Source organism: Nocardiopsis protaetiae, assembly GCF_045446735.1.
GTDB classification, from domain to species: domain Bacteria; phylum Actinomycetota; class Actinomycetes; order Streptosporangiales; family Streptosporangiaceae; genus Nocardiopsis; species Nocardiopsis protaetiae.
The window spans coordinates 47,412-61,803 of the sequence record NZ_JBJJBV010000002.1 but is presented as its reverse complement, the minus strand read 5'-3'; the positions used below and the strand labels follow the sequence as shown (position 1 = coordinate 61,803).

Here is a 14,392-nt window from a genome sequence, read left to right as displayed (position 1 = left end):
CCCCCTTGCACGTCCTCAAAGGGCTCGGCGTCGTCAGGAGGCGGTCGCCGCCTCCTCGCCCTCGTGTCCGTACCAGGGCCACCACTCGGCGGTGCGCCCGTGCGGGAACATCCGGTCCAGCCGGATCGTCAGCCGCAGCGCGAACCCGCCCGCGATCATCCCGGCCACCAGGTCCGAGAACCAGTGGAAGTGCAGGTAGATCGACACCGCCGACTGCAGCAGCGCGATCGCGACGATGGTGTACCCCAGCCGCCGGATGATGTGCGGCCGCGCCGCCCCGAAGCTGACGATCAGGTACAGCACCAGCCCGTAGATGAGGATCGCGTTGGACCCGTGCCCGGAGGGGAACGCCACGTTCCCCGCCCCGGCGAAGAAGTCCGGGTCGTAGTGCTTGGCGTGCCCGCGGTTGATGGCCAGCTTCATGATCGAGACCATCGACATGATGCCGACCACACCCACCGCGCTCAGCACGATCGGCCGCCAGCTGCGGTGCCAGTAGGCCAGCTGGAGCGCCACCACCCCCAGCACCGGCAGGGCCACGTAACGGGAGGCCACGTTGTCGGGCCAGTGGATCAGGGGTTCGCGCAGCAGGTCGAAGTAGGGCCGGTGGAACTCGTTGAGGAAGTTGTCCAGCGGGTGCAGCGGCCCCGCGGCGAGCATCGTCACCACGATGAGCGCGACCGCGAGGATGATCGCGATGCGGTCCGAGGCCAGACCCCACGCGATCTCGCTCACGCTGGGCCACTTGACCGCGCGGACGACCGGGAGCCCCGGCTTGAGCGGGACGTCGCGCACGACGGGGATGGAGCCGCTGTAGGGCCCCGCCACCGGAGTGGTCCTCTTTTCCCTGTCGTGCGTCGTGGTCACGTGTCTCGCCCTCGGATGCCGGGTCCTTGAAGAGTGCGTCATGTGCTCAGTGCTGTCTCACGTGTCGTGGGCTCGCCTGTGGCACTTGGCCGGGGGAAGGGCTGGCCGCGGATTGCCGGAAGGATTCCCCGGGTCCTCGGGGTCGAAGTCCGGTGGGGGTCCTTCCCCCACCTTTCGTTCGACGGCCGAACCTTCGGGCCGGTTCACGGACGTTCCGTGAACACCGCCCCCAGCAGGTCCGGCGTGCGAGGACCGCAGAGAGAACGTCTGCGATTCGTCGTCTACTCCAGCGGTGCCCCCGCACCGCTTCATGTCCCGAGCGCGGTTCACGGCGCTCTTGGTCGGTTCTTTGCCGTCGCGTGCGTCACGTGCGCGCGGCTTGGTGTGAACATTGCCGACAGACGAGCCTACCTGGACACTTCCCCCCGTTGGTGGCCCGGCCGGTCAAGTGTGACCCTTCTACCTCGGACTTTGCCCCATGCCCGGATACTGGACGCAGGCGGTTCACCGCCATGCGACACGTTCGTGAGCTTTCTGTTAGCGCTTCGAGTCCGCTCGGCGAGGCGGCTCCCGCGCGTGTGGCAATCTTCAAGGAGTTTCCAGACGACGAGTGGAGCGGCCGCGGTGCGCGCGGTCCGCGGACGGGAAGGGCCCTGGATGGTCGACCTGCCGAGGTTGCCGGATGATCCCTCGAAGCTGGCGCGCGAGCCGCTGCGGGAGCAGATCCGGCAGGTCCTGGTCGAGGGCCTGTTGTCCGGCCGCTGGCAGCCGGGCGAGCGCATCGTCGAGCGCCGCATCGCCACCGAGCTGCGGGTCAGCCAGGCCCCGGTGCGCGAGGCGCTGCGCGAGCTGGAGACGCTGCGGCTGATCGAGACGGTGCCCAACAAGGGCGCGCGGGTGCGCGACTTCGGGGTCCGGGACATGGCCGAGATCTACCCGGTGCGCGCCGGGCTGGAGCTGGTGGCCGCCGAGCTGGCGGCGCCGCGCCTGCGTTCGGACCCCTCGCCGCTGGAGCGGGAGGTGGGCCTGCTCAAGCGGGCGACCGCCGAGGGCGACGTGTCCGGGCAGATCAAGCACAGTGTGGAGTTCCACCGGGAGATCGTGCGGGCGGCCGACAACAGCGTGCTGCTGCACACCTGGGAGTCGCTGGGCGTGGAGGTGTGGACGACGCTGTCGGTGCGCTGGCTGAACATGGAGCTGCACGCCAAGGCCGCCGACCACGACCAGATCACCAAGGCGTTCCGGGAGGGGGACTCCCAGGTGGGCCGGATGCTCAGCGACCACGTGCTGAACTACGTCGAGGCCGCCCTGAAGTCGAACGAGGGCGCGCACTGACCCCGGGCCGCGCACGCGGACCCCGCCCGACATGGGCTTTTCCTGCCGATGACCGACCCTCTCGGGTCAAGGTTCTGGTATCTGCCGTAAAGTCTTATTGATCGATCATCGATCAGACCGTAGAGTGTGGCGCGACGCACGTCACAGTGAACACTGGCCCTTACGGGCATCCGGAATCGTTCATCCGGCCGGTGAACGAACCCGGGACACCCGTCGCCGCACCCCTTCTCCGACCCATGCTTAGCGCGGTGGAGACCGGGAAGCATGCGATGAAGGGTCCGGTGACAACCGCATACGAGACCCCGCGAGCCTTCGCGTCCGGGAGAGGACGAGCCACGCTCTCCAGGACGCACCCCGACAGCCACAGGAGCGCCGCCGCCGTTGAGCCCGGCGGTGGCGCATGTCCGGGGCCGCACCCGACAGCGCGGCCCCGGCGGGCCCCTCGCACCACGGCCCACAGGCCGCGGTGCCGGGCCTCTCGTACGTAGAAAGGCACACCATGGCTGACACCACGGCCAAGCCGAAGGGCACCGCCGCCAGGTCCTCCGGGACCCGGCGCCGCGGCCGCAAGACCTCCCCCGGCCTCGGCGACGAGAAGCCCGAGGCCCTCCTCGACTACTACCGCCGGATGCTCTTCATCCGCCGCTTCGAGGAGCGCACCGCCCAGGCCTACACGCAGGCCCGTATCGGCGGTTACTGTCACCTCAACCTGGGCGAGGAGGCCACCGTCGTCGGCCTGCTCGACGCGCTCCGCCCGGACGACTACCTCTTCACGAACTACCGCGACCACGGGTACGCGATCGAGAAGGGCATGGACCCCAAGAAGGTCATGGCCGAGCTCTACGGGCGCTCCGACGGCGTCTCCAAGGGCTGGGGCGGGTCCATGCACATGTACGACACCGCCACCCGCATGCTCGGCGGCTACGGCATCGTCGGCGGGCAGCTGCCGCTGGCCACCGGTGCCGCGCTGGCCATCTCCTACCGCGGCGGCGACGAGGTCGTCGTCTGCCAGATGGGCGACGGCACCACCAACATCGGCGCCTGGCACGAGTCCCTCAACATCGCCAAGCTGTGGAACCTGCCGGTCGTGTTCGTGGTGATCAACAACTTCACCGGCATGGGCACCACCGTCGAGATGTCCTCCGCCGAGCCGGAGCTGTACAAGCGCGGCTCCGCGTTCCGCATCGAGGGTGTGCGCGTGGACGGCCGCGACGTGCTCGCGGTCCGCGACACCGCCGCCGAGCTGGTCGAGCGGGCCCGCAAGGAGCAGACCCCGTTCCTGCTGGAGGCGTGGAGCTACCGGCAGAAGGGCCACTCCGTGGTGGACCCCGCCAAGTACCGCACCGACGAGCAGTGGGAGCAGGCCCGGGCCGACGAGAACGACCCGATCGCGCTCTTCGACGCGAAGCTGACCGAGGCCGGCGTGCTCACCGACGAGCTGCGCGAGGAGATCGCGGCCGCCGTCAAGGCCGAGGTCGCCGAGGCCGCGGACTTCGCCGAGAACAGCCCGCTGCCGGACGTGTCGACGCTCTTCGACTACACGTACGCCACCCCGGTCCCCAACGAGTCGCGGCGCATGCCGGCCGACCCGGTGTTCGCAGAGTAGAGAAGGACGACGACACATGTCTGTGATCACCTACCGTCAGGCCCTGCGCGACACGCTGCGCGCCGAAATGGTCCGCGACGAGAACGTTCTCGTCATGGGCGAGGAGATCGGCGTCTTCGAGGGGTCCTACAAGATCACCGAGGGCCTGCTCAAGGAGTTCGGCCCCCGCCGCGTCAAGGACACCCCCATCGCCGAGGAGGGGTTCGTCGGCGCCGCCATCGGTGCGGCGATGCTGGGCCTGCGCCCGGTCGTCGAGCTGATGACCATCAACTTCTCGCTGATCGCGATCGACCAGATCATCAACCACGCCGCCAAGATCTACGGCATGTTCGGCGGCCAGACCAGCGTGCCCATGGTCATCCGCACGCCGGGCGGCGGCGGCCAGCAGCTCGGCGCGACCCACTCGCAGAACATCGAGCTGTTCTACTCCTTCATCCCGGGCCTGAAGGTACTCGCCCCGAGCACCCCCGCCGAGGCCTCGTCGATGCTGCGCGCGGCCATCCGCGACGACGACCCGGTGCTGTTCCTGGAGAACCTGGGCCTGTACAACACCAAGGGCGAGGTGCCCGAGGACTACGCCCAGCCGGAGAACGACAACGTCGCGACCATCGGCCGCGCCGCCGTCACCCGCGAGGGCTCCGACATCACCCTCATCGGCTACTCCCGGATGGCCACGGTCGCCACCCGGGTCGCCGAGAAGCTCGCCGAGGAGGACATCAGCGTCGAGGTCGTCGACCTGCGCAGCCTCCGCCCCCTCGACCGCCAGACCTTCGTGGACTCGGTCAAGAAGACCGGCGCGGCCGTCGTCTGCGAGGACGACTGGCTCACCTACGGGATCGGCGCGGAGATCGCCGCGTCCATCCAGGAGGGCGCCTTCGACTACCTGGACGCCCCCGTGCGCCGGGTGGCCATGGCGGAGGTGCCGATGCCCTACGCCAAGCCGCTCGAAACCGCGGCCCTGCCGTCCATCGAGTCGATCAGCACCGCCATCAAGGAGACCCTGAGCGCTGTTGGCAAGCGGGTCGGGTAGAGGGAGTTCCAGTCCATGAGCGAGATCTACATGCCGCGCCTCTCCGACACCATGGAGGAAGGCGTCATCAGCACCTGGGTCAAGAAGGTGGGCGACAAGGTCGCCTCCGGTGACGTCCTGGTCGAGATCGAGACCGACAAGGCCGTCATGGAGTACGAGGCCTACGAGGACGGCTTCCTGGTGAAGCAGTCGGTGTCCGAGGGCGAGACGGTACCGATCGGCGCCGTCATCGGCGTGATCGGCGACTCCCCGGACGCGGCGCCGGACGACTCGGGTGCCCCGGCGGCCGAGGACGAGGCCGAGGAGAAGGCGGAGGCTCCGGCGGGGGCCGAGGCCGCCGCTCCGGCCGAGCCCGCCGCGGAGGAGGCCCCGGCCCCCGCCGAGGCCCCGTCCGGTGACGGCGAGCGTCCGCGCACCTCCCCGCTGGCCCGCCGGCTGGCCAAGGAGTACGGCCTGGACATCACCAGGATCCAGGGCTCGGGTCCGCGCGGGCGCATCGTGCGCGCCGACATCGAGGCCGCCGCCAAGGAGGGCACCGGTGCCGCGGCCCCGGCCGCTCCGGCCCCCGCGGCACAGGCGGCCCCGGCCGCCGCGGCCGCCACCCCGGCCTCGCAGGCCCCGTCCTTCGACGACGGCCGCGACTCCGAGGAGGTACCGGTCGGCAACATCCGCAAGGTGATCGCGCGCCGCCTGACCGAGAGCAAGCAGCAGGTCCCGCACTTCTACCTGCGCCGGACCATCGACGCCGAGGCGCTGAAGACCTTCCGCGGGCAGATCAACGAGCAGTTGGCGAGCACCGGCGCGAAGATCAGCTTCAACGACCTCATCGTCAAGGCCAGCGCCACGGCGCTCAAGCTGCACCCGGCCGTCAACTCCTCGTGGGTGGACGGGAAGCTGCTCAAGCACGGGCGGATCAACGTCGGCGTGGCCGTCGCGGTCGACACCGGGCTGGTGGTGCCGGTGCTGCACGACACCGACAAGGCCACCCTGTCGGAGATCTCGGGCCGCACCCGCGAGCTGGCGGGCAAGGCGCGCGACGGCAAGCTCAAGCCGCAGGAGATGAGCGGCGGCACGTTCAGCGTGTCCAACCTGGGCATGTTCGGCGTGGACAGCTTCTCCGCCGTGATCAACCCGCCCGAGGCGGCGATCCTGGCGGTCGGCGCGATGCGCCAGGAGGCCGTGGTGGTGGACGGCGAGGTGGCCGTGCGCAACCGGATCTCCCTGGAGCTGTCGGTGGACCACCGCGCGGTGGACGGCGCCGTGGGCGCCGCGTTCCTCAAGGACCTCGCGGAGATCCTGGAAGAGCCGATGCGGATCATCCTGTAGCGCTGTAGGTACGACACAGGCGCGAACGCCCCGGCCGGGTCCCCGGTCGGGGCGTTCCGCTGTCCACAGGCTGTGGACGGCGGCCGCCGACCCGATGAGGGAATCCCCGGGGCCGTACGGGGTAGTGTCCGCGCATGGCCCACATCCTGCACATGACCGAGCTGGAACGCTGGAAGGCCGACGGCGACGTCGAGGCCGACTCCCTCGCCACCCAAGGATTCGTACACGCCTCCCCCGACGACAAGACCCTGTTGGCGGTCGCCAACATGCTGTACTCCCGGAAGGCCGATCCCCTGGTCGTCCTGATCGTCGACACCGACGTCCTGGACTCGCTGGGGGTGGAGACCCGCTGGGAGGCCGCCTCCCCCACGCCTCCTCCCGGCACCGGTGACGACGTGCTGTTCCCCCACGTGTACGGCGCTATCCCCCGGGAGGCGGTGGTGGCCGTCCACTACCCCCGCCGTACCCCCGACGGCCGGTTCGTCGCGATCCAGGAGCGCCCCGCCACGGCGGAGGCGCTGGACCTGCTCCCCCACCCCGAGGGCGGGTGGTACCGGCGGACCTGGGAGTCCGGGGTGGAGGTCCACCCCGAGGGCTACCCCGGCCCGCGGCCGAGCGCCACCGGCATCCACTTCCTGCTGTGCCCCGGCGAGGAGTCGCGCTGGCACCGGGTGCGCTCGGACGAGGTGTGGGTGTTCCAGCGCGGCGGCCCGCTGCGCCTGGAGTTCGGCGGCACCGGGCCCGCGCCGGTGCCCGAGGGCGGCGAGACCCTGGGCGCGGACCTGGCGGCGGGCGACGCCCTCCAGGTGCTGGTGCCCGCGGGCACCTGGCAGTCGGCGCAGCCCGCGGCCGCCGAGGAGGTCCTGGTGGCCTGCTTCGTCTCGCCGGGCTTCGACTTCGCGGACTTCGAGTCGGTCTGAGGGCCGCCCGGATCAGGAGGGCTCGCAGGTCCCCCCGGCGTCGGCGTCGCGTCCTTCCTTCTCGGCCTCCCGGAGCCGGGCCAGGAGTGCCTCGGAGATCGCCGTCAGGTCGTCGAGCCGGTCCTCGCCGATCGGCTCGATGAGCCATTCCCGGATGTGCGCGGCCCGGACGGGCATGGCGCGGTCGATGGCGGCCCGGCCCTCGTCGGTGAGCGAGACCATCACGCCCCGGGAGTTGCCCTCCGGGGTGTCCTTGCAGATCAGCCCGCGTGCGACCATCCGGTTGAGGTGGTGGTGCAGCCGGCTCTTCTCGAAGTCGGTGACCTCGCCCAGCTCGTAGGCGCGCATCGTGCCCTCGGGGGCCCGGACCAGGGCGGTGAGGATGGCGAGGTCGGGCTCGGAGAGCCCGGTGTCGGCCTGGAGGCTGCGGGCCAGCCGCCGCCAGAAGGCGATCTGGGCGTCGTAGAAGACGGACCAGGCGTGTTCCTCGCGGGGATCGAGTCCATCCGGTGTTCCGGGGCGCGTACCGGTCATGTCCGTGATCCTATGCCGGACCCCGCGACCAGCCGTTTTCCTACTTTTCCCACTGATTGAATAGATTTATGCGCCGACCGGGTTGACATGTCGACTCAATCGGGCGCAGCATGAGTCGACACATCAACTCGATCGAGGGGACACCGATCCCATGACCACCATCGCCGTCATCGTCGGCAGCACCCGCCCCGGCCGGGTCACCCGCGCCGTCGCCGACTGGGTGCACAAGCAGGCCGCCGAACGCCCCGGCGCCGACTACGAGATCGTCGACCTCGCCGACCACGACCTGCCCGTCTACGACGAGGCGATCCCCGCCCAGCTCGGCCGGTACGAGCAGGAGCACACCCGCCGCTGGGCGGCCACCGTCGCCCGGTACGACGGCTACGTGTTCGTCACCCCCGAGTACAACCACGGCGCCCCCGCCGCCCTCAAGAACGCCCTCGACTTCGTGTACGCCGAGTGGAACGACAAGGCCGCCGGGTTCGTGGGCATCGGCGCCGCCGGCGGCGCCCGCGCCGTCGAGCACCTGCGCCAGGTCGCCGCCGAGCTGCGGATCGCCACCGTGCAGGCGCAGGTCGGCCTGCCGGTGTCGGTGGACTTCCCGACCTACCCGGAGTTCTCCCCCACCCCGGCCCGGCACGAGGAGCTGGAGCGCCTGTTCGACCAGCTGGAGGCCTGGGCCGACGCCCTGAGGCCGCTGCGCGCCTGAGCCCCGGTGCCCGGGCCCCGGTGTCCGGAACCGTGGGGTACCCGACCGATACGGCCGCCGAGCGCGGACTAGCGTGGGTTCCGCGACGGACGGCGCGGAACCCACGGGAGGCACGATGGCGGAGGCAGGGCGGGCACCGGAGGCGGTCGGCCCGGTATCGACCGGCACGGTACCGGCCGCCGCGACCTGGGGGCTGCTGGCCGCCTGGGTCGTCCACGACCTGGAGGAGCTGGCCGCCATCCCCGGCTGGTCGCGCCGGGCCCGCCCGCGCCTGCGGCGCGAGCTGCCCTGGGTCCCGGAGCGGGTGTGGGACCGGCTGGACGTCTCCCCCGCGCACAACGCCACCGCCATCGGCCTGATGGGCCTGGTGGTGGCGGCCGCGGCCGCCGACGGGGCGCGCACCGGCGGGCGGAGCGGCTTCTACCAGACGGTGCTGCTGGGCTTCGGGCTGCACGCCGTGACCCACGTGGCGCAGTCCGCGGCCACGCGCGGGTACACGCCCGGCGTGGTGACGGCTCCGCTGGTGGTCGCGCCCTTCTCGCTGTGGGCGTGGTCGCGGCTGCGCGCGGCCGGGGTGCCCGCGGCACCCGGCGGCGGGGCCGCCGCGGTGGCCGCGTTCCCGGTGACTCTGGGCGCGGTGCACGGGCTGGCCGCGCTGCTCACACGCGGCCGCCGCGAGAAGAGGCGGAAGAAGTAAGGGACATGCGGGGGGTGCGGTCCGAGCCGGTCAGACGCGGCCGGACGGCTGCTGCGGCCCGGTCGGGTAGTGGCCCTGGCCGGGGTCGCGCTCCCCGCCCGGGCGCGGGATCGGCCCGCTGTCGCGGATGTCGCTGTGGTGGCCGACGCTGGGCGGGCTGGTGTGCCGGACCTTGCCCTTGTCGATGCCCAGGATCCGGTTCAGGTAGCCCTTCTTGCCGACCACGAACCAGGCGATCGCCCCGAAGAACGGGAACCAGAGGATGAAGATCACCCACAGGAGCTTTCCGCCCGCGGTGGTGTTGTCGTCGATGAGCGCCGAGATGACGGCGGCGATCAGCAGCACGATGAGCGCCAGGGCGATGACGGCGACCACGATGCCCGTGATGCCCGTCATCCAGGCCAGGGCCGTCCCGGCCGGGTCCGTCGTCGTGTTCGCGAGGGCGATGCGTTCCGTGAGGTGCTCGATCATGTCTCCCCCAAGCATGGCGTGAGCGTATCAACACGTAGCGTAACCATCATGGGTGCATACTCGCCCCCATTTCACGGTTTTCGGGCGTTTCCTCGGAGCGGTATCGGTGGGCTACTCATCGGTACCACCCCCCACCAGCGCTTTCCGCTGCTTTACTGAGAGGCATGGGCTCTCCTCCCCTCGCAGCGGTCCCGCTCCGTCACCCTCTCCCGGCGGTCGCACCCGGAACGCGGGGCTCCGGGATCGCGCGGCCGTGACCAGGAAACCCCGCTACGTCTGGCTGGCCGACCAACTCCGCGCCCCCATCCTGCGCGGCGACATGCCCCCCGGGACCAAGCTGCCCTCGCGCACCCGCCTGGCCCGCAGCTACCGGGTGAGCGAGCAGATCTCCCGCACCGCGCTGCGGCTGCTGGTCACCGAGGGCCTGGTGGAGGCCCGCCCCGGATCCGGCTACTACGTGCGCGACGTCCCCGACATCTTCCGGATCTGCCGCACCGACGCCACCTCCGGCTCCGGCCTGGGCCGCCTGGCCCGGGAGCCGCTGGGCACCGAGCAGGAACCCGGGGAGACGCCGATCGTCGAACGGCTCGGCCTGCGCCAGGGCGAACCGGTGTACCTCACCACGTCGCGCGGGCTGTCCGCGGAGCGGCCCATCACCCTGCACCGCTCCTGGGAGCCCGCCGCCCTCACCGCCGGAACGCTGCGCACCCCCTACGACGCCGCCCCCGACGCGGGCCTGCTCGAACGCCTGGGCTCGGTCGGCCACCCCGTCGACCGGGTCGTGGAGGAGGTCGGGGTGCGGGTGCTGCGCGACTCCGAGGCGGTCCTGCTCGGTTCGGCCCCGGGCATCCCCGTCCTGGTCGTGGAGCGCACCCACTACAGCGGCAACCGCCCGGTGGAGACCTCCGACCTCATCGGCACCGCCGACCAGTGTCGACTCGTCTACAAACTGGGACTGGCCCGGCCGCGCCCGCCGCGCGGGCGCACCTGACCCGTGCGGGCGCACCTGACCCGTGCGGGCGCACCTGACCCGCGCCCCGTCCCGGCCCCGACCCCGGGCATGCGAAGGGGGCGGCCGCCGCGGCGACCGCCCCCTCGAAAACCCTCTACGGCCGTCGGCTAGGAGGTGAACTCCTGCGCCACGACCTCCGCGATCTGCGCGGTGTTGAGCGCCGCGCCCTTGCGCAGGTTGTCCCCGCACAGGAACAGGTCCAGCGACCTCGGGTCGTCCAGCGACTGCCGGATGCGACCCACCCAGGTCGGGTCGGTGCCCACCACGTCGGCCGGGGTCGGGAACTCGCCCTTGGCCGGGTCGTCCAGCACGGCCACGCCCTCGGCCTTGCCCAGCAGCTCGCGGGCGGCGTCGGCGGTCACCTCCTGGGAGAAGGTGGCGTGCACGGTCAGCGAGTGGGTGGTGATGACCGGGACGCGCACACAGGTGGCGGTCACCCGCAGGTCGGGCAGGCCCAGGATCTTGCGGGACTCGTTGCGGACCTTCAGTTCCTCGGAGGACCAGCCGTCGTCCTTGAGCGAACCCGCCCACGGCACGACGTTGTAGGCCAGCGGAGCCGGGAACGGGCCCAGCTCGCCCACGGCGGCGCGGACGTCGCCGGCCTTCTCGCCCAGGGTGCGGTCGGCGGCGGCCGCGGCCATCTGGTCGCGCAGGACGTCGATGCCCTCCTGGCCGGCGCCGGAGGCGGCCTGGTAGGAGGAGACCACCAGGTCGGTGACACCGTAGGTGCGGTGCAGCGCGCCGATGGCGACGATCATCGACAGGGTGGTGCAGTTGGGGTTGCTGATGATGCCGCGCGGCCGGTTGCGGACCTGCTCGGCGTTGACCTCGGGCACCACGAGCGGCACGTCCGGGTCCATGCGGAAGGCGCCGGAGTTGTCGACGGCGACCGCGCCGCGGGCGGCGGCGATCGGCGCCCACTCCTTGGACACCTCGTCGGGCACGTCGAACATGGCGACGTCGACGCCGTCGAAGACCTCCGGGGCCAGGGCCTGGACCACGACGTCCTCGCCGCGCACCCGCAGCACCTTGCCGGCGCTGCGCGCGGAGGCGATGAGGCGGATCTCGCCCCACACGTTCTCGCGCCGGGTGAGGATGTCGAGCATGACGGTGCCGACGGCGCCGGTGGCACCGACGACGGCCAGGGTGGGAAGACGGTTGCTCATCGGCCGGTACCTCCGTAGACGACGGCCTCGACCTGGTCGGCGTCGAGCTGGAACTCGGTGTGGGCGGCCTGGACGGCCGCGTCGATCTGGTCCTCCGTCACGATGACGGAGATGCGGATCTCCGAGGTGGAGATCATCTCGATGTTGGTGCCCGACCCCGCGATGGCGTCGAAGAAGCGGGCGGTCACCCCCGGGTAGGAGCGCATGCCGGCGCCGACCAGGGAGACCTTGCCGATCTTGTCGTCGTAGCGCAGCGACTCGAAGCCGACCTTGTCCTGCACCTTCTTCAGGGCGGCCAGGGCCTGCTTGCCGAAGTCCTTGGGCACCGTGAAGGAGATGTCGGTGCGGGAGGTCGAGACCGCCGACACGTTCTGCACGATCATGTCGATGTTGATCTCGGCGTCGGCGAGGGCCTTGAAGATCGTCGCGGCCTCACCGACCTTGTCCGGGACCCCGACGACGGTGACCTTGGCTTCGCTCCGGTCGTGGGAGACCCCGGAGATGATCGGCTGTTCCATGCCTTCGCTTTCCTCGACTTCCGAAACGATCCAGGTCCCGGGCTTCTGGCTGAACGACGAGCGGACGTGCAGGGGGATGTTGTACCGGCGCGCGTACTCCACGCAGCGCAGGTGCAGGATCTTGGTGCCGCTGGCGGCCATCTCCAGCATCTCCTCGTAGGAGACCTGGGGGATGCGCTGTGCGGTGGGGACGATGCGCGGGTCGGCGGTGAACACGCCGTCCACGTCGGAGTAGATCTCGCAGGCGTCCGCCTCCAGGGCGGCGGCCAGGGCCACCGCGGTGGTGTCGGAGCCGCCGCGCCCCAGGGTGGTGATGTCCTTGCTGTCCTGGGAGACGCCCTGGAAACCGGCGACGATGCAGATCGCGCCCTCGTCCACGGCCTCCTTGATGCGGCCGGGGGTGACATCGATGATCTTGGCGTTGCCGTGCAGGGACGTGGTGATCACGCCCGCCTGCGAGCCCGTGAACGACCGCGCCTCGAAGCCCAGGTTGGCAATGGCCATGGCGACCAGGGACATGGACATGCGCTCGCCCGCGGTGAGCAGCATGTCGAGTTCGCGGGCCGGCGGCATCGGGGACACCTGCTCGGCGAGGTCGATCAGCTCGTCGGTGGTGTCGCCCATGGCCGAGACCACGACGACCACGTCATATCCCGCTTTTTTCTGAGCGACGATCCGCTGGGCTACTCGCTTGATGGCTTCCGCGTCGGCCACGGAAGACCCACCGTACTTCTGCACGATCAAGGCCACGGTCGATGCTCCTGAGGAGTTGGGTTCACAGAGGATTGCAATGGAGTGTAACCGGCGACGCCATCGTCACCCTGTCCCACCTGGGACGGGACGGTTCGGGGCGTACCGGCGCACCGGGCACGGGTTACCCGATGATCCGGAGAGTACTCATATTTCAGCTCGGTTACGGCGAAATGTGAGCTAGAACTCCAGGCTGCGGCGCCCCTCGAAGGCGCGTCCCAGAGTGACCTCGTCGGCGTATTCGAGATCGCCGCCGACGGGAAGGCCGCTGGCCAACCGGGTCACTTTGAGACCCATGGGTTTGACCAGGCGGGCGAGGTAGGTGGCGGTCGCCTCCCCCTCAAGGTTGGGGTCGGTCGCCAGGATCAGCTCGGTGACCTCGCCGTCGGCGAGGCGTTTCATGAGCTCCTTGATCCGCAGGTCGTCCGGGCCCACACCCTCGATCGGGCTGATGGCCCCGCCCAGGACGTGGTAGCGGCCGCGGAACTCGCGGGTGCGCTCGACGGCGACGACGTCCTTGGACTCCTCGACCACGCAGATGACGGCGGGGTCGCGGCGGGGGTCGCGGCAGATCCTGCACTGCTCTTCCTCGGCCACGTTGCCGCAGACGGAGCAGAAGCGGACCTTCTCCTTGACCTCGACCAGCGCGCCGACCAGGCGCTTGACGTCCGCGTGCTCGGCGGACAGCAGGTGGAAGGCGATGCGCTGCGCGCTTTTCGGACCGACGCCGGGCAGCCGCCCGAGCTCGTCGATCAGATTCTGCACCGCGCCTTCGTACATCGCCGTCCACTTCGGTCGGACCGTGCGTCCGGGGCGGTCCGTCACCCCTGTACCACCACCGTATAGGGAACGACGACCTTCCGCGTACGCGTCGGGTCGCCGTCTTCGTCCGCCCCGGGAGGGGGGCGCGCGTCCGGGAGTGCCGGACCCCTTGGGTCGCGCAAGGCGCCGGCGGGGTTCTGGAGGCCCTGGAGGCGAAGTCCGAGGAACGAGGACTTCGCCGGAAGGGTCGAAGGTTCCCGCCCTCTAAGGGCGCCTTGCACGAACCGAAGCAGAGCGGAGGTTCAAAAAGGCACAGCTTAGAAGCCGGGCAGGCCGGGGAGTCCGCCGCCGCCCAGGCCCTGGGTGAGCGGGCCCATCTTCTCCTGCTGGAGCCGCTCCACCTGCGCCTCGGCGTCGCGGATGGCCGCCAGGACCAGGTCCGCGATGGTCTCGGCGGTGTCCGCCGCGTCGTCGGGGTCCACGGCCTTGGGGTCGATGGTGATGTCCTCGACCTGTCCGCGCCCGCTCAGCTTGACCTTGACCAGGCCGCCGCCGGAGGTGCCCTCCACCTCGGCGTCCTCCAGGGCCTGCTGGGCCTCCACGAGCTGCTGCTGCATCTGCTGGGCCTGCTGGAGCAGGGCCTGCATGTCCATTCCGCCAGGGTTCACGGCCGTCTCCTCGTCGCACCC

General features: G+C 70.8%; 15 protein-coding genes. 8 read left to right on the top strand and 7 right to left on the bottom strand.

The window, feature by feature from the left end; genetic code table 11:
- Positions 1-33 precede the first annotated feature (33 nt).
- A complete protein-coding gene (locus ACJOT3_RS00740; RefSeq protein WP_406967616.1) occupies positions 34-828 on the bottom strand; it encodes a phosphatase PAP2 family protein in 795 nt (264 codons plus the stop codon).
- 696 nt (positions 829-1,524) lie between these two features.
- Between ACJOT3_RS00740 and ACJOT3_RS00735 the strand changes: the two genes are divergently transcribed.
- From ACJOT3_RS00735 to ACJOT3_RS00715, 5 genes are all read left to right on the top strand, one after another.
- Entirely contained in the window at positions 1,525-2,202 is a 678-nt protein-coding gene (locus ACJOT3_RS00735) for a GntR family transcriptional regulator (RefSeq protein WP_406967614.1), read from the top strand.
- Between the two features lie 499 nt (positions 2,203-2,701).
- Positions 2,702-3,808: a pyruvate dehydrogenase (acetyl-transferring) E1 component subunit alpha gene (gene pdhA / locus ACJOT3_RS00730; protein ID WP_406967612.1), complete on the top strand. Its 1,107-nt coding sequence runs from the start codon at positions 2,702-2,704 to the stop codon at positions 3,806-3,808.
- A 16-nt stretch (positions 3,809-3,824) separates the two neighbouring features.
- Positions 3,825-4,838, top strand: a complete 1,014-nt coding sequence (locus ACJOT3_RS00725; protein WP_406967610.1) for an alpha-ketoacid dehydrogenase subunit beta — start codon at positions 3,825-3,827, stop codon at positions 4,836-4,838.
- Positions 4,839-4,853: 15 nt separating this feature from the next.
- Positions 4,854-6,164 carry a dihydrolipoamide acetyltransferase family protein gene (locus tag ACJOT3_RS00720; RefSeq protein ID WP_406967608.1) on the top strand — a complete coding sequence of 437 codons (1,311 nt, stop codon included), beginning with the start codon at positions 4,854-4,856 and terminating at the stop codon, positions 6,162-6,164.
- Between the two features lie 134 nt (positions 6,165-6,298).
- A complete protein-coding gene (locus ACJOT3_RS00715; RefSeq protein WP_406967606.1) occupies positions 6,299-7,084 on the top strand; it encodes a cupin domain-containing protein in 786 nt (261 codons plus the stop codon).
- 12 nt (positions 7,085-7,096) lie between these two features.
- Here the strand turns inward: ACJOT3_RS00715 and ACJOT3_RS00710 are convergent, their stop codons facing one another.
- The gene (locus tag ACJOT3_RS00710; RefSeq protein ID WP_406967604.1) at positions 7,097-7,618 is read right to left on the bottom strand and encodes a MarR family winged helix-turn-helix transcriptional regulator; all 522 of its coding nucleotides are present in this window, start codon (positions 7,616-7,618) and stop codon (positions 7,097-7,099) included.
- A gap of 151 nt (positions 7,619-7,769) precedes the next feature.
- On the opposite strand from ACJOT3_RS00710, the gene ACJOT3_RS00705 reads away from it, so the two are divergent.
- A complete protein-coding gene (locus tag ACJOT3_RS00705; protein WP_406967602.1) occupies positions 7,770-8,327 on the top strand; it encodes an NADPH-dependent FMN reductase in 558 nt (185 codons plus the stop codon).
- A 115-nt stretch (positions 8,328-8,442) separates the two neighbouring features.
- Entirely contained in the window at positions 8,443-9,024 is a 582-nt protein-coding gene (locus ACJOT3_RS00700) for an HXXEE domain-containing protein (RefSeq protein ID WP_406967600.1), read from the top strand.
- Positions 9,025-9,054: 30 nt separating this feature from the next.
- Here the strand turns inward: ACJOT3_RS00700 and ACJOT3_RS00695 are convergent, their stop codons facing one another.
- Positions 9,055-9,495, bottom strand: coding sequence for a PLD nuclease N-terminal domain-containing protein (locus tag ACJOT3_RS00695; protein ID WP_406967598.1), 441 nt, complete (start codon positions 9,493-9,495; stop codon positions 9,055-9,057).
- A 253-nt stretch (positions 9,496-9,748) separates the two neighbouring features.
- Between ACJOT3_RS00695 and ACJOT3_RS00690 the strand changes: the two genes are divergently transcribed.
- Positions 9,749-10,486 carry a GntR family transcriptional regulator gene (locus ACJOT3_RS00690; RefSeq protein WP_406967596.1) on the top strand — a complete coding sequence of 246 codons (738 nt, stop codon included), beginning with the start codon at positions 9,749-9,751 and terminating at the stop codon, positions 10,484-10,486.
- 128 nt (positions 10,487-10,614) lie between these two features.
- On the opposite strand, the gene ACJOT3_RS00685 is transcribed toward ACJOT3_RS00690, so the two are convergent.
- The 4 genes from ACJOT3_RS00685 to ACJOT3_RS00670 all read right to left on the bottom strand — a co-directional run bounded on the left by ACJOT3_RS00685 (position 10,615) and on the right by ACJOT3_RS00670 (position 14,356).
- A complete protein-coding gene (locus tag ACJOT3_RS00685) occupies positions 10,615-11,673 on the bottom strand; it encodes an aspartate-semialdehyde dehydrogenase (RefSeq protein ID WP_406967594.1) in 1,059 nt (352 codons plus the stop codon).
- Positions 11,670-12,941 carry an aspartate kinase gene (locus ACJOT3_RS00680; protein ID WP_406967592.1) on the bottom strand — a complete coding sequence of 424 codons (1,272 nt, stop codon included), beginning with the start codon at positions 12,939-12,941 and terminating at the stop codon, positions 11,670-11,672. Before ACJOT3_RS00680 ends, ACJOT3_RS00685 begins: the two co-directional genes overlap by 4 nt.
- Before the next feature lie 180 nt (positions 12,942-13,121).
- Entirely contained in the window at positions 13,122-13,721 is a 600-nt protein-coding gene (recR, locus tag ACJOT3_RS00675; RefSeq protein ID WP_406967590.1) for a recombination mediator RecR, read from the bottom strand.
- Between the two features lie 299 nt (positions 13,722-14,020).
- Positions 14,021-14,356: a YbaB/EbfC family nucleoid-associated protein gene (locus ACJOT3_RS00670; RefSeq protein WP_406967620.1), complete on the bottom strand. Its 336-nt coding sequence runs from the start codon at positions 14,354-14,356 to the stop codon at positions 14,021-14,023.
- Between the last annotated feature and the right edge of the window lie 36 nt (positions 14,357-14,392).

Excerpts from the sequence above, each read along its gene's own strand:
- ACJOT3_RS00715 (WP_406967606.1), top strand. The coding sequence starts at position 6,299 with ATGGCCCACATCCTGCACATGACCGAGCTGGAACGCTGGAAGGCCGAC.
- ACJOT3_RS00720 (WP_406967608.1), top strand. The coding sequence starts at position 4,854 with ATGAGCGAGATCTACATGCCGCGCCTCTCCGACACCATGGAGGAAGGC.
- ACJOT3_RS00700 (WP_406967600.1), top strand. The coding sequence starts at position 8,443 with ATGGCGGAGGCAGGGCGGGCACCGGAGGCGGTCGGCCCGGTATCGACC.
- pdhA (WP_406967612.1), top strand. The coding sequence starts at position 2,702 with ATGGCTGACACCACGGCCAAGCCGAAGGGCACCGCCGCCAGGTCCTCC.
- ACJOT3_RS00685 (WP_406967594.1), bottom strand. The coding sequence starts at position 11,673 with ATGAGCAACCGTCTTCCCACCCTGGCCGTCGTCGGTGCCACCGGCGCC.
- ACJOT3_RS00710 (WP_406967604.1), bottom strand. The coding sequence starts at position 7,618 with ATGACCGGTACGCGCCCCGGAACACCGGATGGACTCGATCCCCGCGAG.
- ACJOT3_RS00695 (WP_406967598.1), bottom strand. The coding sequence starts at position 9,495 with ATGATCGAGCACCTCACGGAACGCATCGCCCTCGCGAACACGACGACG.
- recR (WP_406967590.1), bottom strand. The coding sequence starts at position 13,721 with ATGTACGAAGGCGCGGTGCAGAATCTGATCGACGAGCTCGGGCGGCTG.
- ACJOT3_RS00705 (WP_406967602.1), top strand. The coding sequence starts at position 7,770 with ATGACCACCATCGCCGTCATCGTCGGCAGCACCCGCCCCGGCCGGGTC.
- ACJOT3_RS00725 (WP_406967610.1), top strand. The coding sequence starts at position 3,825 with ATGTCTGTGATCACCTACCGTCAGGCCCTGCGCGACACGCTGCGCGCC.
- ACJOT3_RS00670 (WP_406967620.1), bottom strand. The coding sequence starts at position 14,356 with ATGGACATGCAGGCCCTGCTCCAGCAGGCCCAGCAGATGCAGCAGCAG.
- ACJOT3_RS00735 (WP_406967614.1), top strand. The coding sequence starts at position 1,525 with ATGGTCGACCTGCCGAGGTTGCCGGATGATCCCTCGAAGCTGGCGCGC.